The organism is Corynebacterium pseudogenitalium (assembly GCF_024453815.1).
Taxonomy (GTDB): Bacteria; Actinomycetota; Actinomycetes; order Mycobacteriales; family Mycobacteriaceae; genus Corynebacterium; species Corynebacterium pseudogenitalium.
Map to the genome: position 1 here is coordinate 597,087 of NZ_CP072934.1, position 17,755 is coordinate 614,841.

Annotated in this window: 15 protein-coding genes; 10 read left to right on the forward strand and 5 right to left on the reverse strand. The window is 61.9% G+C overall.

Features of this window, described 5'->3' with window-relative positions; translation table 11 throughout:
- Nucleotides 1-10 precede the first annotated feature (10 nt).
- The gene (locus KBP54_RS02845) at nucleotides 11-658 is read left to right on the forward strand and encodes an SOS response-associated peptidase (RefSeq protein WP_256006223.1); all 648 of its coding nucleotides are present in this window, start codon (nucleotides 11-13) and stop codon (nucleotides 656-658) included.
- Here KBP54_RS02845 and ybaK read toward each other — a convergent pair.
- Nucleotides 655-1,122 (reverse strand): Cys-tRNA(Pro) deacylase, encoded by a 468-nt coding sequence (gene ybaK / locus KBP54_RS02850; protein ID WP_070477729.1) that lies wholly within the window; start codon nucleotides 1,120-1,122, stop codon nucleotides 655-657. The genes KBP54_RS02845 and ybaK overlap by 4 nt on opposite strands.
- Nucleotides 1,123-1,158: 36 nt before the next feature.
- Between ybaK and KBP54_RS02855 the strand changes: the two genes are divergently transcribed.
- The 3 genes from KBP54_RS02855 to KBP54_RS02865 all read left to right on the forward strand — a co-directional run bounded on the left by KBP54_RS02855 (nucleotide 1,159) and on the right by KBP54_RS02865 (nucleotide 4,902).
- Nucleotides 1,159-1,779, forward strand: coding sequence for a sigma-70 family RNA polymerase sigma factor (locus KBP54_RS02855; protein WP_070362938.1), 621 nt, complete (start codon nucleotides 1,159-1,161; stop codon nucleotides 1,777-1,779).
- The gene (locus KBP54_RS02860) at nucleotides 1,779-2,054 is read left to right on the forward strand and encodes a hypothetical protein (protein ID WP_070362937.1); all 276 of its coding nucleotides are present in this window, start codon (nucleotides 1,779-1,781) and stop codon (nucleotides 2,052-2,054) included. The genes KBP54_RS02855 and KBP54_RS02860 overlap by 1 nt, the downstream gene beginning before the upstream one ends.
- 607 nt (nucleotides 2,055-2,661) lie before the next feature.
- Nucleotides 2,662-4,902 carry a hypothetical protein gene (locus tag KBP54_RS02865; RefSeq protein WP_256006225.1) on the forward strand — a complete coding sequence of 747 codons (2,241 nt, stop codon included), beginning with the start codon at nucleotides 2,662-2,664 and terminating at the stop codon, nucleotides 4,900-4,902.
- 431 nt (nucleotides 4,903-5,333) lie between these two features.
- On the opposite strand, the gene KBP54_RS11250 is transcribed toward KBP54_RS02865, so the two are convergent.
- Together KBP54_RS11250 and KBP54_RS02870 are read right to left on the reverse strand one after the other, a co-directional pair.
- Nucleotides 5,334-5,408: a 50S ribosomal protein bL37 gene (locus KBP54_RS11250; protein ID WP_100227335.1), complete on the reverse strand. Its 75-nt coding sequence runs from the start codon at nucleotides 5,406-5,408 to the stop codon at nucleotides 5,334-5,336.
- Nucleotides 5,409-5,539: 131 nt separating this feature from the next.
- Nucleotides 5,540-5,803 (reverse strand): WhiB family transcriptional regulator, encoded by a 264-nt coding sequence (locus tag KBP54_RS02870; protein WP_070362936.1) that lies wholly within the window; start codon nucleotides 5,801-5,803, stop codon nucleotides 5,540-5,542.
- Between the two features lie 464 nt (nucleotides 5,804-6,267).
- Between KBP54_RS02870 and KBP54_RS02875 the strand changes: the two genes are divergently transcribed.
- Nucleotides 6,268-6,723 (forward strand): hypothetical protein, encoded by a 456-nt coding sequence (locus KBP54_RS02875; protein ID WP_240492735.1) that lies wholly within the window; start codon nucleotides 6,268-6,270, stop codon nucleotides 6,721-6,723.
- Nucleotides 6,724-6,776: 53 nt separating this feature from the next.
- Here KBP54_RS02875 and KBP54_RS02880 read toward each other — a convergent pair whose 3' ends face one another.
- Both KBP54_RS02880 and KBP54_RS02885 read right to left on the reverse strand, forming a co-directional pair.
- Nucleotides 6,777-7,988, reverse strand: a complete 1,212-nt coding sequence (locus KBP54_RS02880; RefSeq protein ID WP_256006227.1) for an Rv3212 family protein — start codon at nucleotides 7,986-7,988, stop codon at nucleotides 6,777-6,779.
- Entirely contained in the window at nucleotides 7,985-9,310 is a 1,326-nt protein-coding gene (locus tag KBP54_RS02885; RefSeq protein WP_256006229.1) for a DEAD/DEAH box helicase, read from the reverse strand. The genes KBP54_RS02880 and KBP54_RS02885 overlap by 4 nt, the downstream gene beginning before the upstream one ends.
- Before the next feature lie 48 nt (nucleotides 9,311-9,358).
- On the opposite strand from KBP54_RS02885, the gene KBP54_RS02890 reads away from it, so the two are divergent.
- Genes KBP54_RS02890 through KBP54_RS02910 form a run of 5 tightly spaced genes read left to right on the forward strand, consistent with a single transcriptional unit; the run spans nucleotide 9,359 to nucleotide 17,755 of the window.
- A complete protein-coding gene (locus tag KBP54_RS02890; RefSeq protein ID WP_240492734.1) occupies nucleotides 9,359-9,613 on the forward strand; it encodes a DUF3107 domain-containing protein in 255 nt (84 codons plus the stop codon).
- Between the two features lie 20 nt (nucleotides 9,614-9,633).
- On the forward strand, nucleotides 9,634-10,584 hold the full coding sequence (locus tag KBP54_RS02895; RefSeq protein ID WP_083329465.1) for a DUF3152 domain-containing protein: 951 nt from the start codon (nucleotides 9,634-9,636) through the stop codon (nucleotides 10,582-10,584).
- A gap of 54 nt (nucleotides 10,585-10,638) precedes the next feature.
- Nucleotides 10,639-11,382 carry a hypothetical protein gene (locus tag KBP54_RS02900; protein ID WP_256006230.1) on the forward strand — a complete coding sequence of 248 codons (744 nt, stop codon included), beginning with the start codon at nucleotides 10,639-10,641 and terminating at the stop codon, nucleotides 11,380-11,382.
- A gap of 18 nt (nucleotides 11,383-11,400) precedes the next feature.
- On the forward strand, nucleotides 11,401-14,463 hold the full coding sequence (locus tag KBP54_RS02905; RefSeq protein ID WP_256006232.1) for an ATP-dependent DNA helicase: 3,063 nt from the start codon (nucleotides 11,401-11,403) through the stop codon (nucleotides 14,461-14,463).
- Nucleotides 14,456-17,755, forward strand: a complete 3,300-nt coding sequence (locus KBP54_RS02910; RefSeq protein ID WP_256006234.1) for an ATP-dependent helicase — start codon at nucleotides 14,456-14,458, stop codon at nucleotides 17,753-17,755. The genes KBP54_RS02905 and KBP54_RS02910 overlap by 8 nt, the downstream gene beginning before the upstream one ends.

Genomic DNA, 17,755 nt, shown 5'->3' on the forward strand with positions numbered 1-17,755 from the left:
TAATGGAGGAATGTGTGGCCGTTTCGTTTTGTTTAGCACCGGCGAGCAACTCCTCGGATTCGTCGGCTCTCTCCCAGGCGTGCGCGACGTTGTAGCGCCCGACGGCACGCCACCCGCCCGCTACAACGTCGCGCCGACGCACCAAGTACCCATCGTGCGCTTCCACGAACACGAGGCGCTCGTCCAAGCCGCGCGCTGGGGCCTTCTCCCGAGCTGGAAGCGCGACGACTCCGGCCCGCCACTGTTCAACGCGCGCGGGGAGACCGTCGCGGTAAAGCCGTCGTTCCGTAGCGCAATGCGCTCGCAGCGCGGCATCATGCTTCTCGACGGCTACTACGAATGGCACGAAAAACAGCCCTACTACGTCACCCCGGAGTCCGGGATGCTCGTCGCCGCCGCACTGTGGGACACCGGCGCTAACCGGCTTTCGACGACCATGGTCACCACCGACGCCGCCGAACGTATCGCGTGGTTACACCACCGGCTCCCGCTGTTCCTCTTGCCTGAGGAAATCGAGCAGTGGACACAAGGCACAGCAGAAGAGGCTCAAGAGCTCATCTCTCCCTCGCGCGTGGCACCGCAGCTGCAGTGGCATGCGGTTGGGCGCGAGGTGGGCAACGTCCGAAACGATTCGCCCGAGCTCATCCAACCGATCTAGGCGCCGATCGGCGCGAACTTCCCGGACGTCAGTTTCGCCAGGTCACCCGGGGCCAGTTGCACGGATAGCCCCCGCTGACCGGCGGAGACGGTGATGGCGTCGAGGGATTCGATGGTGGCGTCGAGAAGCACTGGGAGCCTCTTGAGCGTGCCCAGCGGCGAGATGCCACCCACGACATAGCCCGTGGCGTGCTCAGCCTGTGCGAGCTCCGCCATCGCAGCCTTCTTCCACCCCAGCGCCTTCGCTGCTGCCTTCAAACTCAGGTGCCCAGAGACCGGCACGCAGCACAGGGCGAGCTTCTTCGGGTCCTGCACATTCGACACCACCAGCGTCTTGAGCACCGTCGTAGGATCAAGCCCCAGCTCATGGGCCGAATGCTCACCGAAATTATCCTGGCTCGCGGCGTACTCCAACACCTTATGAGGAGTCTTCGCCACAACTTTCAAAGCGCGAGTTCGTTGCATACAGACGATGCTACGTCGCGCGCCCGGCTGGCTACAATGGCCCCTATGGCCGAAACAGACCTCAAAACACGCTTTACTGAGGAAGCGATGCCACTGCTAGACCAGCTCTACGGCGGCGCGCTGCGGATGACCCGCAACCCCCAAGACGCCGAAGACCTCGTGCAAGAGACCTTCTTGAAGGCGTACAACGCATTCGACAGCTTCAAACCAGGCACTAACCTGAAGGCGTGGATGTACCGAATCATGACGAACACGTACATCAACTCCTACAGGAAGAAGAAGCGCCGACCACTGGAAACCTCGGCCGAGGACGTGACCGACCATCAGCTGTACACCACAAGCTCGCACGACTCGACCGGCCTCGAATCAGCGGAGGTTGAGGCGCTCAAGGCGATGCCGAACTCGCGGATCAGCGAAGCGCTCAACGCGCTGAATGAGGACTACCGCATGGTGGTCTACTACGCGGACGTCGAAGGCATGGCGTACAAGGAAATCGCCGAAGTGATGGACATTCCACTGGGGACCGTCATGAGCCGACTGCACCGTGGAAGAAAACAACTGCGCGAGATGTTGAAAGACGTGGCACATGAACAGGGCATCGGGCTCGACCATGCGGATATGGCGGAGTTGAAGCAGCAGAAGGTGGAGGAGAAGTAATGGCAACAGAACATAACCACGCAAGTGAAGCTGACTGCCGCGGCATGCACCAGCTGCTGTGCGAGCTGTTCCAGCCGGACACGCCACCCGAGCGCGTGGCCGCCATCCGAAAAGAATTGGCGAGCTGCCCTGACTGCCTCCGCCAGCTTGAATCGGAGGAAGCGATCCGTGGCCTTGTGCGCGACTGTTGCGGGCAGGCCCACGCGCCACGGGTATTGAGGGAGCGGATTATCACCTCAATTTCCTACACAGAGGTCCGTATTCAGCGGCGTTAACTGCCGCGTGTTGGCGTTGGTTGCCGGGCCCGAACCAGTACAAGCATCATGCTGGTTCGGGCCTTTCATACTTTCGACCCAACCCAACGGGGGTAAAACACGGGGGTACCAACTGTTCAACGATCGCGAAAAGGTCTGCCTCACGCATTCATAGGGCCTAAGTTTGGCTACACCAGACCACGAAAGGTTTTGGGTATAAAAAGGTTGTGCATTAATAGTGTCGGCGACACGTGTCGAGTGACACATGTCGTGCCTGGTAATCCTGATTTGTTAAGTATTCTCTTACCCACTGTTGTACTAGAGCGCATAATATACGGGTGGGTTGATTGTTGAACACCCATCGACAGGTGTCGGTGGGTTTGTTGAACATGTTGGGTTTGCTGCGATGGTTTCTGAGTGTTTTTTAAGCTATGTGTGCAGGTTGTGGGGCTAGATGTGTTGAACAATCCGGGTTTTGTGGGCGTGTTTTTGCCTGTTTTGTTGTCGTGTTTTGGGTGGATTGGCCATGTATAGTTGCGGTGCATAAACTTGGGGTCAGAACAACGAAGGGTTTCATGTTCCACCGGTTGGGTGGTGCGTGATGGAAGGTATAAGGATTGTGACAACGATGATGAACAGCATTGCGCGGAAGGTATGTGTAGCAGCGTGTGTGTTGGCCGTTGCGGCTAATGGTGCACAGGTTGCTCACGCGGAGATGGCTGTTGCTGACTCGTCGGTCACAGTGACCGCTGACGGGCCGGGTGCGGTCTTTCACAACTCGGTAACACAGCCGGGTCGTATTTCGACGTTGAAGTTTACGGATGCCCGCTCCATTGCTGGCAGCCAGGAGTCCTCACTGTATGTGGACTTGCGTGCCGATGGTGCGCTAGTGGATTTAGAGTCTGACCTTAACGTGGATACCTACCGTGATGGGGACACCCAGGTGGTTGTCTACCGTGGTGCAGATCAAGGCGCTGGTGTGTCGGTGGAGCGTGAATACCGCTTTGATGGCAACCGTGTCGATGTCATTGTGCGGGTGACCAACAACAAGGATTCCTCGGCGTTTGTGCAGGCGGATCTGACGAACCAGATTAACTCCCAGGTCGGGCTTTCCGGCTCCTATGATGATGGGAAGTTTGTTGTTGCCCCGGCACAGCTTGGCTATGAGACCTCGGTGTCGTTCGATAATGCAACCTCGTCTGGTGTAGCCGATGCGTTCCAGCGCACCACGGCTTCCGGTGAGGTTGGGTTTGTGGATCCAGCAGGGGCAAGCTTCCAGCGTGGTCGTTGGTTTGAGCGCATTGATGCAGGCAACACGTTGACTGCTGCCATGCACATGGAGGTTGCAACCCAGGACAGTGCTGTTGATTCTGATGGTGACGGTCTGCCGGATATGTGGGAACGCGAAGGCGTTACCCTAAGCGACGGTACGGCCATGCCACTGAATCAGTGGGGTGCTGATCCTGAGCGCCCGGATTTGTTCCTGCAGCTTAATTGGATGAACTCGCAGTGGCAGCAGGCTGGCTGCGACACACCTGGTGCGGATGCTGCCATGTGTGCGCAGATGTCGGTGGCAAGCTACCGCCCACACCGCGATATTTTGCAGCAGTTGGTGGATCGCTTCGACCAGTACGGGGTCAACCTGCACATCGATGCCGGTGATACCTACACCAACATTGCAAACTATCCGACGCGTCATGGTGGGCAGACTGAGCCGTATGCCCCGTACTACTTTGAGGGCACCATCCCGGGTATGAAGCTGGTCGATAATATCGATACCATTTTGGGTGCGCGTGCGGCAGTCTTCCGGGTTGGTGTCATTGGGGACCAGATGCAGCGTGGCCACTGGGGTACCGGGTTGGCCCTGGTTGCGGATAACTCGTTTTATGTTGCCAAGCATGAACGCATGCGCACCGATGATCAGCTGCGCAACACGATCATGCACGAGCTGGGGCATACGTTGGGGTTAAACCATAATGGTTCGATGAAGTTCGCCAACGAGGTCCCGCAGTCGGATTACCTGCCGAACTACTACTCGGTGATGAACTACCTCTACCAGTTCACCCACTTTAACTACTCGGATGAAGAATCCGTCTCCGGTGGGCCACTGCCGGAGGTGTGCAACCAGCCGGGCATGGACTGCTACAAAGGTGACTACCGTGTGCCAGCCGACTGGGACAACCTGATGATCAACACCGGCAAGATCGGCAAGGATTACAACTCCACCATCGGTGCCGCCGGTGGCAAGGTTGATGCCAAGGCATTGGCTGCCCAGCAGGAAGCGATGCAGCAAGCTGAGGCCGCGCAGGGTAGTGCGAAGGTTGCTGTTGCAGGTTCCCCGCAGCTTCACCGTGGTGAGAATATGGTGAGCTTGAAGGTTGCAAATCCTGGGTTGGATGCGGCCCGGATGCGTGTTGAGGTTATCTACCCGTCTGGGAAGGCTGAGCAGACTGTGACGGTTGCAGGCCAAGGCGAGGCAACGGTTGCGCTGCCAATCAGTGTTGGTGTGGTTAAGACGTCGTCGTTGCCGTTGGATGTGCGTGTGGTCAATGAGGATGGCTCGCAGGCCTTTGCTGGCCGGTTTGATGTTGCCGCGGTCATGGATGCTGATGTTGATGGTGATGCGATGGCTGGTGCGCCGCGTAAACCGCAGCACAATGCGCAGACTGCGCCGACGACGACGGCGAAGGCTGGTAAGCATGAGTCTTCGCAGTTGACCACGCAGCGTCCAGCACCGAGTGCTGGTGATGTAAGTGGTGCGCCTGCTGGTGAGACGAATATCGCGGCGATTGTTGCTCCGATTGTGGTGCTGCTGCTGTTAATTGGTGGTGGTGTTGCTGCTGCGATGTCTGGTGGTCTGCACTTCTAAACAAAGGGTAGTGGGCCGTGGGGCTTGTGATACCGGGAGTGTTCCTGGTGGCATGGGCCCTTTTCGTTGTGGTTGGGGGTTGGGATTGTTCCCTGCAGGTCTGTGGTGCCGGGAACGATCTTTATGGTCACTCGTCGTGAGCTGGGGAAACATAGGTGTTGGTCGACCGGAGTGGGGCTGAAGAACGAGATAGTTCCCGGGGGTGGGAACTATTTTTCAGGAGCGTGGGGAGGTGTGAGGGCGGCGCACCAGATTCCGGGTTTTGCTCTGGCTGGCAATCGGAATCCCCTGGTCGCGCGTGCCCGTGATAGGAATGTGGTGCCCAGCCAACACACAGGCAACTACTGCAGCTAGCAACACGAGCTCATGGCACGAAAAACTCCCCACCGGCGTGGACTCATGGTCCTTGCCGATGGGGAGTGTTCGCGTTCTTATGCGTTTGGACGCTTACCGCGGTTCGCGCTCTTCTTGCGACGGTCCTTACGCTTACGGCCACGCTTGCTCATGGTGCCTCCTTTAAAATGCGATGAATTAGGTGCAAACCTAGTTACGAAGTATTCAGTTTATCGTTGTTGCCGCAGTGCGGTGAAATCCCCCGAGGAAATTCTGTGAGAGGCACCGGCAAAAGCCGTAGAGCTTAGGCCGACAGGCGTGCGCGGTTGCGCGCGCGGGCCTTGTTGCGGCGCTTCAGTGCGCGACGCTCTTCCTCAGAAAGGCCACCCCAGACGCCGGCGTCTTGGCCGGTCTCCAGTGCCCACTTCATGCAGTGGGAAGTGACTGGGCAGCGGTTGCAAACAAGCTTGGCTTCGGCGATCTGAGCGAGTGCAGGGCCGGAGTTGCCGACAGGGAAGAAGAGTTCTGGGTCCTCGTCGCGGCAAACGGCTTCGTGGCGCCAATCCATAATAAGTACTCCTTCAAGTTCAGAATGTGTCGTGACTATGTATTTTTTGCGCACCACATTCACAACCCTTTTGGGGCGTGTTGCAAACTAAGTTTGATTCCATTGCCCGGGCGAGTGCTCCGCATTGTGCGGGACTCCACTTCCAGACCTGGCGTTAACCCTGTGGTGACTTAGGGTTAAGGGCTGTGACACCAGCCCGTAATTTTTGCTACTCGAAAATGATGGCATGTATTTCGCCGTTCCGCTAGGGTTCTGGCCAAAAATGTGACTGGAATCATAAGAATTGTATTCATGGTTACCGCTCATAACGCACGGCAAAAACGTGGAACCAATGAGCTGTACGCTCTTGAGCTGCATATATAAGAAAATAATTAGCTGACATATGTGTTCGCTAAGGTCAAATCGGCAATCGTCTGCACCGCAACTGGTGTCGGAATCTGGCCCTGATCATTAGACTCCGTTGTGTGAACAGCAAAGAAAACTCATTGGACCACCCTGGCGTTCCGGGCATGCTGCGGTTCGGAGCGGTCGTCGTGTTGCTGCAGTGCTTGGCGATGCTCGGCTACATCATCATGCTGATCTACGCCCAGATTGAAGGCATTAGCGATAGCAGCATCGAATCGAGCGCCGAAGCAAGCCACTACGTGGCGTTGGGCACGGCGGTGTTCCTTGCCATCGTCTTCGGTTTTGTTGCGTTTGTGGCTATCTCGACGCTGCGGGGGCGGCCAAGAGGCTCGGGCGCGATCGTGCTCATCGAGGCGATCCTGCTCGGTGTGGCGTTTTATATGTTCCTCGGGGGCGCACACCTACTCAGTGCGGCGACGGCGCTGTCGGCGGTGCTCGTGTTGATTACGGTGTTCCACCCGGCGTCAGCGGCGTACCAAGAGGCGATGTATGAGCTGAAAAAGGCCCGCCGCTAGCAGAGCTACCAAAGCTACCAAGCGACGGGCGCGGGGGATCGGGGTGCGCGGCGTTAGGAGAGGTTCGTGTTGAGAACGACGATCTCCTCGCCGCGCTTTTCTACGATCGTGGTGCCGGCGGAGTCGATGTAAACGGGGCCGGTGTATCCGCCACGATCGACGGGGATGATCTTCTCCACCTTGTTGTCGTCCCAGTTGGCGACGGCGATGCCGGTGTCGGAGGCGTAGAGCAGGCGCTCGCCGGCGGGGAAGCCGGTGCCAAGCGCGCCCTGGAACACGCCGGTAACGCTCAGGCGGGAGGGCTCCATGAGCAGCAGGGTGTCGCCTTCGTGGTACGTCATGTGGTGGGGCAGGTCGGCGACGGGGAGGACGTCGACAATTTGGTCGATCTTCTGCGGGCCGTCCAGTGGCGGGATTTCGGAGGCGGCGAGGTCGTTGCCGTCCTTGTCGTAGGTGCGGACTTTGTGGCTGTCTGGGTCGTAGATCGCGGCCGCGTCCTGGGACACCGCGACGAGGTAGGCGTTCTCGGAGATGTCGACGCTTTCGTACATCTCGGGCTCACGGGAGTCCTCGGGAGTGGTGTTCTGGAACTTGAGCTTGGGGCCGTCGTCGCAGTACTCCGTGGTCGCCATAATGTCGGTGCGGGTCAGCGCGGAGTTGATGGTGCAGGATTCGGGCTGCATGTCCGGCTCCTGCGGGGCCTCGTTGTAGCCGTACTCGACGGTCTTGACCATGTCGGAGCGCCACAGCTCGACGCGGTGGGAGCTGACGTAGCCGACGCGGTCGTTCGACTGCACTCGCGTAATTACCTCGGGTGCGATGGCGGAGCGTGTGCCCGCGTACTCGCCGGTGAGCGCGTTAATCGTGACGACGTCCCCACAGCCAGCATTGTCGCGGTATGCGGCGACGACCTTGTCCCACGCATGGCCGAGCAGGCATAGCTCGTTCGGGCGCTTGTAGGTCCAAGCGGTGTCGCCGGTTGGGGTGGTTGCGGTGATGGTGCCGTCGTTGTAGGTGATGATCATGCCTGCAGCGATAACGGGTTGGACGCCGGGGGAGGTGTCCGGAAGGCGGAAGGCTTCCTCGACCTTCGAGGGGACGACGGCGAGGCGTCCCGCGTTCTCATATTCCTCCGCCGCCGGCTCCAGGTGAGAGCTGCGGATCGGTGCGGTGAAAAACGCGATGGCAAGGAGGATGATCGCGATCGCGGTGATGACTGCGGTCGCGATCAAGTCGTTGCGGGTGCGACGTAGGGGCTGACTCAACGCCGTTTCCTTCCTGAGCGGTTCGTTCCACGTCTCGTGGAGGGTGTTCTCTCGCCCGAGCGTTGCGGGCGTGCTCCGAGCACTTTACGCGGTTTGCCCACCGTGGATAAAGCCGAGTCCGGAATGTCCAGGGCCTCGAAGAGCTCTTCGGAGGTGGAAAACCACGTTGGGGGCTGGGGCTTGTCGAGGGAAAGTTCCTCGTTGATTGCTTCCCATTTCGCTGTTTCGTCGAGGTCGGCCATGGTCACGGCGGTGCCGGAGTGCCCTGCGCGCCCGGTGCGGCCGATGCGGTGGACGTAGGTCATTGGGTCGTCGGGGACTTGGTAGTTGATCACGTGGGTGACGTCGTCGACGTCGATGCCGCGTGCTGCAACATCGGTGGCGACAAGGATTTCGACGTCCCCTTCGCGGAAGGCGTTCAGGGAGGCCTCGCGCGCACCCTGCCCAAGGTCGCCGTGGACGGCACCGACGGAGAAGCCACGCTGGCCGAGGTCGTCGGCGACGCGCGCGGCGGAGCGCTTCGTGCGGGTAAAGATGATGGTTTTGCCGCGGCCGTTGGCCTGCAGGACGCGCGCGAGCACCTCGGGTTTGTCCATGTGGTGGGCGTAGAACACGACCTGTTTGGTGCTTTCGTGGGTGGAGGCGGCTTCCTCGCCTTGCTCGGCGCGGATGTGGATCGGCGTGTTCATCTTGGAGCGCGCCAGCTGCAGGATCTGGCCGGGCATGGTCGCGGAGAACAGCATCGTTTGCAGTTGGTCAGGTAGGGCGGACCACAGCGTTTCGATGTCGGGCAAAAAGCCCATGTCGAGCATCTCGTCGGCTTCGTCGAGGACGAGGATCGCCACGTGGCTGAGCTGCAGCTCGCCCTGGTGGTAGAGGTCGATGAGGCGGCCGGGCGTGCCCACGACGACGTCGACGCCCTTGTGCAGCGCGTCGATCTGCTCCTGGTAGGGCCGCCCGCCGTAGATGGTGGCGACGCGCACCGGGGTGTACTTCGCTGCCCGCTCCAGGTCGTCGCCGACCTGCACGGCGAGCTCGCGGGTGGGGACGACCACGAGGGCGCGGGGTGTGCCGTCGAGTTCGGCGATGGTGGCGTCGTCAAATACTCGGTCGAGCAACGGGATGCCGAAGCCGTAGGTTTTGCCCATTCCCGTGCGGGCTTGGCCGATGATGTCGCGGCCGTCGAGCGCGAGGGGGATCGCAAGTTCCTGGATGGAAAATGTGCGATGGATATCGAGCTCCTCGAGGGCATCGATGAGTTCGGCGGCGACCCCTAGCTCATGAAAATCGGGTGACTGTTCTCTAGCAGCTGATTTGGACACGCCCTCATCTTAGCTGTAGGCCGTTACAATGGATTGACATCCGTGAAGATGAACAACGATAAGGACGGAAACGAACATATGGATATCAAGATCGGTCTTGCAGACACCGCACGTGAGCTCTCCATCGCGATTGCTGAGGGGCACGAGAATGTGCTCAATACGGTGAAGCAGGCGATTGAGGACCAAACTCCGACGGTGACGCTGGAGGATGACAAGGGAAAGAAGTACTTGGTGCGCACCGAGAAGATTGCGTACGTTGAGCTTGGCTCTGCGCAGGCTCGTTCCGTTGGGTTCATGCGTTAAAACCCGCTACATTTACGACCATGAAGAACAATCACGACACCGACGTTTTCGAGGATTGGGACTTTGAGGACGACGGTGAGTTCACCGCGGTAGACCCGGAAGCGGAGGGTCGGCTTGTGCGCTTCGCCCGCGAGTACGGGTGGCGCGCCTACGCGATTCCGGTGTTGGCTGTGCTGACGGTGTTCGTGATTGTGAACATGCTGCAAAACCCCGACGGGGAGGTGTTTGCGGGAAGCGCTGGTGACAGCGCGGTCGAGCAGCCTGACGGTGACGAAGCCTCGCGCACGGTGAGTGTGCTGCCGGAGGGCCAACAGGACGTACTGCAGTTGCCGCCGGGAGGTCCGTTCACGGAGACTGGCGAGGGCACCTTCTACGAGGTTGGCCACCCTGGGATGCAGGCTGGCAAGGGGGATGAGCTCACGGTCCGCTTTGTTGTTGAGGTGGAGCATGGGCTCGACACGGCACTGTACGGGGGCAATGAGGCTGTCGCCGCGCTTGTCGACGCCACCTTGAGCGACCCCCGTGGCTGGACCAACGACCCGCGCTTCCGGTTTGAACACGTCACGGCGGCCGATGAGCCATCGCTGAAGATTCGGCTCGCGTCCGCGGCGACAACGCGGGAGCTGTGCGGCGTGCACCTTGAAATGGAGACCAGCTGCCGCACCCGCGTGACCGGTGAGGACACGGTCATTTTGAACGAGGCCCGCTGGGTCCGGGGTGCTGCGCCCTACGAGGGGGATCTGGGCCGCTACCGCCAGTACCTGATCAATCACGAGGTTGGCCATGCGCTCGGCTTCGCGCACCACGAGCCGTGCCCGGAAAATGGCGTGCTGGCGCCGGTGATGATGCAGCAGACGCTGAGCTTGAACAATGCGCAGCTGTACTCCTTTGATAAGGAAGAGGTGTACCCGGATAACCAGGACACCTGCAGGTCGAACCCGTGGCCGTACCCGCGCCCGGCAGTGTTGTAAGTGCTGTAGTTGTTGTAGTTATAAACAGGCGACGAGAGGAAGGCGAGCTGCGCTGTGACTATTCCCGAGCATGTGTTGTCGGCGTTTCAGGTTGATGGGGAGGCGGCGTCGACACCTGATGCTGCCTGGGGTGAGGCGAAGAGATTTGGGCGCATTGTGATTTCGCAGGCTGCGCCGACGGCGGCGTGGTCGGGCAAGGTGCGTGAGCGCATCGCTGACCACCTTGAGGGGGTGCACGTTGCGCGTCCGGTGCGTGCGACGGACGGGCGCTTCGTGGTGGCTGGCTTCGTGGCCAACGAGTTCTCGCCGGGTGCGCCGGCGGCCCGCGTGGATGAGGCCGTGGCGGCGGCGCTTGCGCTGGAGCGCGCGCTGCAGCAGGCCGAGGTGGTGCAGGAGCTGCCCGAACGCGATAGCTCTGACGTGATCGCAGAGGCGGATCGCGGCGCGTGGAAGGGGCACGAGGATGCCAGTGCTGAGGGGCTGTGTGTGGCGCACGTGGATGTGCTCTCCCACACGCTGTTTTCGGGCTACGCCGCGCCTGTGCTGACGGATCTTGTACCTTCGGCGCGGCTTCGCCCGAGGGGGTATTCGGCTGCCGTCGTAATTGTCGACGCCCTGCTCGCCGGGGCTGTCGATCCGCGAATCGTCGAGCGCTGGTCCCACATTCCGGACCTTGTGTTCCTGGCGGGGCGCGCGTTGGATTTCCGGATGCGGATGGCGCAGCACGACGGAACGTTCCAGAATGCGAACGCGCGTTCGAAATTTTCGGAGGTTTCCGAGCTCCTTATGTCCCGCTAACATGCCACAATGGTGGGCATGAATGACCAGCAGTCCACCACACCCCGCGCGTTTTTAGTCCCGCGCGAACACCAAGCGCACGATAGAACGTGGTCGCAGCCACTTCCCACCGAGGGGTTATGGAAGGTAACCGGCCAGGCGGGTTCGGGGGTGACCAGCTTTCTCATCGATACGTTTGTGGCGTCGGCGAAGCGGCAGTCGGACGCGGAGGGCGTCTTGTTCTTGACGGATTCGAAGGAGTCCGCCGCGCGGATCAGGGCGGAGATTTCGGAGCGGCTCGCTGATACTGACTTTGTTGCCGACGGCCCGATGGTGCGCTCTGTGCATTCCCTGGCGTTTGCCGTGCTGCGGGAGCAGCAGGAACAGCTGCGCCTGATTTCTGGCGCGGAGCAGGACGCGGTCATCCGCCAATTGCTGCAGGGGCATGTTGAGGATGGCCGGGGGAGCTGGCCTGCGGAGCTGCGCCCGGCATTGCCGATGGTGGGCTTTGCGCGCCAGCTGCGTGACTTTTTGCTGCGCGCGATCGAGCGCGGGCTGGACGCTGAGCAGCTCAAGGTGCTCGGAGCCCGCTACGGGCAGGGGATTTGGAGCGCGGCCGGCGACTTTTTGGAGGAATACCAGCAGGTCATGGCGCTGACCGGGACGGTGCGTTACTCGGCATCCGAGCTGATTGCCAGGGCGCTCGACGTGCCGTTGGGACGGACGTGGCACACCGTGATTGTGGACGACGCCCAGCATCTCTCGCCCGCGGCGGCAAAGTTCGTGCAGCGCCTGCTGCAGGGGGCCACACTCGGGGTTGTGGGTGGTGACTTGGATCAGTCCGTCTACCAGTTCCGCGGGGCAAGCCCGGAGTTCTTTGCCACGCTGGGGGGCCTTGAGCACACGGTGATTGACTTGGGGCAGACGCGGCGTGCGCCGGAGGTCTCGGTGGCGCTAGCGCAGACGCCGACGGCGCAGCTCGCGGCGGTGGCGGACGCACTTCGTCGCGCGCACCTCGAGGAGGAGGTCGCGTTTCGGGATATGGCGGTCATTGTGCGTTCGTCAGGGATGATTCAGCCATTCCGCCGCGCGCTGTTGCACGCGGGCGTGCCGGTCGCCCTGAATCCGACGGATGTGGTGCTCAGCGAGCAACGTATTGTTGCCTCGCTGCTGCTTGGGTTGCAGTCGCTGTACACACCGCTGACGGTTGAGCAGTGGCGTGACCTGCTGCTTGGGCCCATCGGTGGTACGGACCCGGTGACGCTGCGCCGCCTGTTGCGCGGCCTGCGGCGTTGGAAACCAGAGGCGCGTGCGGAGGAAACGCTGCGTGACCTTGTTGTTTCCAAGGCAGAGCTGCCGGATTTCGGCGAGGTACTCACTGACCGTGAGCTGCAGATGCTGCACCGCATCCGCCAGGTGTTGGATGCCGCCAGGGAGGTCTACGACGCTGACGGCAGCGTCGAGGAGGTGTTGTGGGCGCTGTGGAACGCCACGGGTTTGGCAGATCACCTCACTGCGGTTGCGCTTCGGGGCGGCACGACGGGCTCGCAGGCTGACCGGGATCTGGATGCGGTCATGGCGCTATTCGACGCCGCCGGTGACTTCACCGAGCGTAAAACCCAGGGTGGGCTCGAGCTGTTCGTGAACAGCATGTTGGAGCAGGAACTGCCCACCGGTGTGCGCGATCGCCGAGCGGCCACGCCGGACGCAGTGGCGCTGTTGACCGCGCACGGCGCGGTGGGCAGGCAGTTTAGCCGTGTTGTCGTTGCCGGTGTGCAGGACCTCGAGTGGCCGAGCCTGGGCGAGACCGGCTCGATTTTCGGCCAGCAGGATCTGGTGGACCTGGTTGACCACGACGTGGATCCCGCCACCCCGGTGTCGCACTTGCGCGAGCGCCTCGAGGAGGAGCGTCGCCTGTTCCACGTGGCGTTGACCCGCGCGACGGAGCGCGTCCTGGTCACGGCAGTCGACCAGACTGACGGCGAGGAGGTCATCGAGCCGTCCCGGTTCATTGAGGAGCTCTGCGAGGAAACCGGCATATCCCCGCAGCTGGTGACGCTGTCCGCGGAGGACGCCGCGGCTGGGGATGACGGTGCGGAGGCCACGGTTGTGCGCGTACTGTCCCGCGATGATTTCCTGGGGGAGTTACGCCGCACACTCGCGGACGAGGAACACAGTACGGAGGCAGACCGGCGCCAGGCCGCGCGCCAGATTGCGCGGCTGGTGGAGGCCGGGGTGCCGCTCGCGGACCCGGAGCAGTGGTGGACCACCACGGAGCCTTCGACGGATGAGCCCGTTGAAGGGCAACGTTCGCTGTCGCCGTCGAGGATTGAGGCGCTGTTGAAGTGCCCGATGAGCTCGGTGCTCGAGCGCACTCTCGGTTTTGATAGCTCGATGCCGATGGTGATCGGATCGATCGTGCACGCCTACTTCGAGGCCCTCGGCCGAGGCGTGCCGGAAGAGCAGGCTCGGATGCACACGCTGGCGACCTACCGCGCGATTGTTGACGCCCCCGCGTGGCAGGCCGAGGCCCAAGTCCGCGACTTCGAGGCGATGCTGGAGCGCACCAACAAGTGGTGGGAAAACCGCGCTAAGAAGTTCGAAGTTGTGGGCATGGAGGTACCGATCTCCGTGCAGGTCACAGACGACGTCCATATCCGTGGGCGAGCCGACCGGCTGGATAAGGAAGAAAGCGGCAGCGTGCACATCGTCGATCTCAAGACTGGCTCGACGATGCTTTCCGTAGATAGCGCGAAGGAGTGCGAGCAGCTCATGGCGTACCAGCTTGCGCTGAGCCACGGGCAGCTCATCGGTGAGGGCGACGATCTTCGCGTTGTGACGTCCACCGATGGGCAGGAGGGCCTGGACGTTGGTGGGGCGGCGCTCGTGTACTCGAAGCACGGAACGAACGCCGCAACCACGCGCGAGCAACCGCGCAAAGAAGAGGAAGAACTCGAGTACTTCACCGAACTCATTGCACCGCTGCCCGGCAAGACAACAGGGCCGCAACTCGAAGCGCAGGCGGGCAAGCACTGCGATTACTGCGCTGTGCGCGCGCTGTGCCCGGTCCAGATCGAAGGGACGATGATTTACAATGGCTGATTTCACACCCCAGGAACTCTTCCAGGCGCTCGGGGACGCATTTCCCCCTAGTAGCCAGCAGGCCGACGTAATTGGTGCCGAGCCGGGACCGATGCTGGTCGTGGCCGGTGCTGGTGCGGGCAAGACGAAGACGATGGCGGACCGCGTGGTGTGGCTCGTCGCCAACGGGTATGTGCGGCCGGAGGAAGTCCTCGGCTTGACGTTTACCCGCAAGGCGGCCCGCGAGCTGGGGCAGCGGATCCGGAACCGGCTGCAGGCGTTGGCTCGTCACCGGGAGCTCGTACGGGAGCTTGATCCTTCGGGCGCGCTGGCGGAAAGCTTGGAGGTTATCGCGCCGACTGTTGCTACGTATGACTCGTACGCGGGCGAGCTCGTTCGCGACTACGGTCTGCTCGTCCCGGTGGAGCCGGATGCGCGCCTGATTACGCAGGCTGAGCTGCACGCGATCGCCGTCGAAGTCGTGAGCAATTACAACAAACCACTCATCGCGGAAGGTGCCCCTGCCCCCGCGATGAGCACAGTGGTGGAGGACCTACTGAAGCTCACCACGGCGATGGGCAACGCACTGGCAGACCCAAACGATATTTACGAGGCCGCGGAGATCTTCCTGAAAGAGACGGAATCGCTACCGAAGTCGCCGCGGAGTAAAACCGAGTTCTGCAAGACCATGACGGGGTGGCGCAACAAGCAGCGCCAGCGCCAGTTGATGTTGCCGCTGGTTGAGGAGCTTAACGCGGCGCTGCGTGAGCGTGGTGTGGTCACGTTCAACGAGCAAATGAACATTGCGGCCACGCTCGCGGAGCAGCACGCGTCCGTCGGTGCTGCGCAGCGGCAGAGGTACCGCGTGGTCATGCTCGACGAGTACCAGGACACCTCGCATTCGCAACGAGTGTTGCTGCGCAGCCTGTTCGGCGAGGGGCAGGACCCCACGTTGACGGTGACTGCGGTGGGCGACCCGATGCAGGCAATCTACGGCTGGCGCGGGGCGACGTCGGAAAACCTCGCGGCATTCGTGGAGGATTTCCCTGCCGCGGGCGGTGTGCCGGCGCAGAAGAAGCAGCTCACCATCTCCTGGCGTAACCCGAGCAAGGTGCTTGAGATGGCGAACCAGGTCTCCACCGCGATCCTTGGCAGCGGGGAAGATCGAGCCGTCGCGCCCCTGGAACCACGCAAAGACGCTGCGGCAGGCGACGTGGAGATGCAGTTCTTCCAGCGGGAGGAGGAAGAAATTGAGTTCGTTGCCGACGCGCTGCAGCAGCAGTTTGAGCAGGGCGGTAAGCTCTCGGCCGCGGTGCTGACCAGGAAGAACAGGCATGCGCAGCCGATCGCCCAGGCGCTTGAGGCCCGCGGTGTGCCGTATGAGATCGTGGGGCTCGGCGGCTTGCTGGATACCCCGGAGGTGCAGGACACGTTGGCTGTGGCCACGATGTTGGTCCGCCCTGAGGATTCTGAGGCGGCACTGCGCGTGCTGGGTGGGCCGTCAGTCGGGCTCGGGCTGGCGGATATGGAGGCGCTCGCCGCGCGTGCCAAGAACCTGCAAGCCCGCGCGGACGGTCCGGCCGCGGAGGAGGAAGCAGCCAGGCTGGTGCCCGCGGACCCGGAGGAGCGCCTCATCGAGGAGCTGACGCAGCTTGCACTCGAGGCGGAGGCGCTGAAGATACAGTCGGCGAAGCCCGCAGGCCTGGCGGACGCGGTGGCGGACCTGGGCGAGCCAGAGCGCTACAGCGAGGAAGGCTACAAGCGCCTGCAGCTGCTGGCGTCACGGCTGCGACAGCTGCGGCGCAATTCGCTGGGTAAGCGGCTCAGTGACCTGTTCGCGGACATCATCGAGGTCTTCGGTATTCGCGTTGAGGTGCTGGCGCGGCGCTCGTCGGCGGGCACGGTGCACTTGGACCAGCTGCTGCACTACGTCGAGGAATACCCGGGCACGAGCGTGGAAGCGCTGCTGGACTACTTCGAGTTGGCGAAGCAGCAGGAGGACGGGCTTGCGCCGGGTAACGTCACCGTGCGCGGGGACCGCGTGCAGATCCTGACGGTGCACAAGGCGAAGGGCCTGGAGTGGGATACCGTCGCTGTGTTGCACGCGGATAAGGACACCTACAGCTCAAAGATTGAGACCTTCCTTGCCCAGATCCCATTCCTGCAGCCTGAGACGTTCGGCGACCCAGACATCTACGAGGAGTTCGCAGAGGTAGAGCACCGCACGCAGTTTAAGAACGCTGCCAATGCGTGGCGCAAGCACATCGGCGAGGATCTCGCTGAGGAGCAGGCGCGCCTGTTCTACGTGGCTATCACACGTACGGAAAACAGGCTGTTGCTTACCGGGTCGAACATCTCTCTGGGAGGCAAAAAGAATACGAACGGGCCGTACGAGCACTTCGCGGCGTTCGAGGGCCTCGAGCTGCCGGAGCAGGTCGAGGACGAGGATGCAGAGAAAACGGTACAGCAGCCGGAGGTGGCCGTCGGCACGTGGCCTGTGCAGTCTTACGAAGCCGCGCACGCCGCGAGTAGCCAGGCCACTCGCCCGAGTGAGCTGGTCAGGGATGCGCTCGAGACCGAAATCGCGCCCGCTGCCGGCGAGCTCTACGAGCTGTGGGAGCGCGACGCCACCGCGCTCATCGAGGAACACAAGGCGGCGCAGTCGCCGGACGTGCCCGTCATGCTGCCCGGTGAGCTGACCGCCTCGGACGTGGTGGCCATGCAGGCGGACGTGGAACAGTTCGCGCGCCGGGCACGTCGCCCGGTGCCGTTCAAGCCGAACCAGTACGCGAAGCGCGGCACCGCATTCCACGAGTGGATCGAGGATTTCTACGGTGCGCACCCGCTGCTCACTGAGGACGAGCTGCCGGGCATGGGCGAGTTTGAGGTGGATCCGTCGACGCTGCAGAAGCTGAAAGCCAACTTCGAGAACAGTCACTGGGCGTCGAAGACGCCGACGCACGTGGAGTGCCCGTTTGAACTGGCGCTCGGCAAGGCGGTGGTGCGTGGCCGCATGGACGCGGTCTTTGCAGACGGCGACGGCTGGGTCGTGGTGGACTGGAAGACCGGCAACCGCCCGGTGGGTGCGGCGATGGAGGCAGCGAAGCTGCAGCTTGCCGTGTACACGGAGGCGTGGAAGCGAATCGCTAACGACGGCTGCCCAGTGAAGGCCGTGTTCTTCTATGTCCGCGACGGAAAGGACTTCACCGCGACGGAGCTTCCGGATGCGCAGCAGCTGACGAAGTTGTTGGAAGATGCAGCAAACGGCGCAACTTCCGGTACAGTTTCACGCCGTAGTAGCGAGGAAGGATAG

Excerpts from the sequence above, each read along its gene's own strand:
- KBP54_RS02845 (WP_256006223.1), top strand. The coding sequence starts at position 11 with ATGTGTGGCCGTTTCGTTTTGTTTAGCACCGGCGAGCAACTCCTCGGA.
- ybaK (WP_070477729.1), bottom strand. The coding sequence starts at position 1,122 with ATGCAACGAACTCGCGCTTTGAAAGTTGTGGCGAAGACTCCTCATAAG.
- KBP54_RS02855 (WP_070362938.1), top strand. The coding sequence starts at position 1,159 with ATGGCCCCTATGGCCGAAACAGACCTCAAAACACGCTTTACTGAGGAA.
- KBP54_RS02860 (WP_070362937.1), top strand. The coding sequence starts at position 1,779 with ATGGCAACAGAACATAACCACGCAAGTGAAGCTGACTGCCGCGGCATG.
- KBP54_RS02865 (WP_256006225.1), top strand. The coding sequence starts at position 2,662 with ATGATGAACAGCATTGCGCGGAAGGTATGTGTAGCAGCGTGTGTGTTG.
- KBP54_RS02870 (WP_070362936.1), bottom strand. The coding sequence starts at position 5,803 with ATGGATTGGCGCCACGAAGCCGTTTGCCGCGACGAGGACCCAGAACTC.
- KBP54_RS02890 (WP_240492734.1), top strand. The coding sequence starts at position 9,359 with ATGAACAACGATAAGGACGGAAACGAACATATGGATATCAAGATCGGT.
- KBP54_RS02895 (WP_083329465.1), top strand. The coding sequence starts at position 9,634 with ATGAAGAACAATCACGACACCGACGTTTTCGAGGATTGGGACTTTGAG.
- KBP54_RS02905 (WP_256006232.1), top strand. The coding sequence starts at position 11,401 with ATGAATGACCAGCAGTCCACCACACCCCGCGCGTTTTTAGTCCCGCGC.
- KBP54_RS02910 (WP_256006234.1), top strand. The coding sequence starts at position 14,456 with ATGGCTGATTTCACACCCCAGGAACTCTTCCAGGCGCTCGGGGACGCA.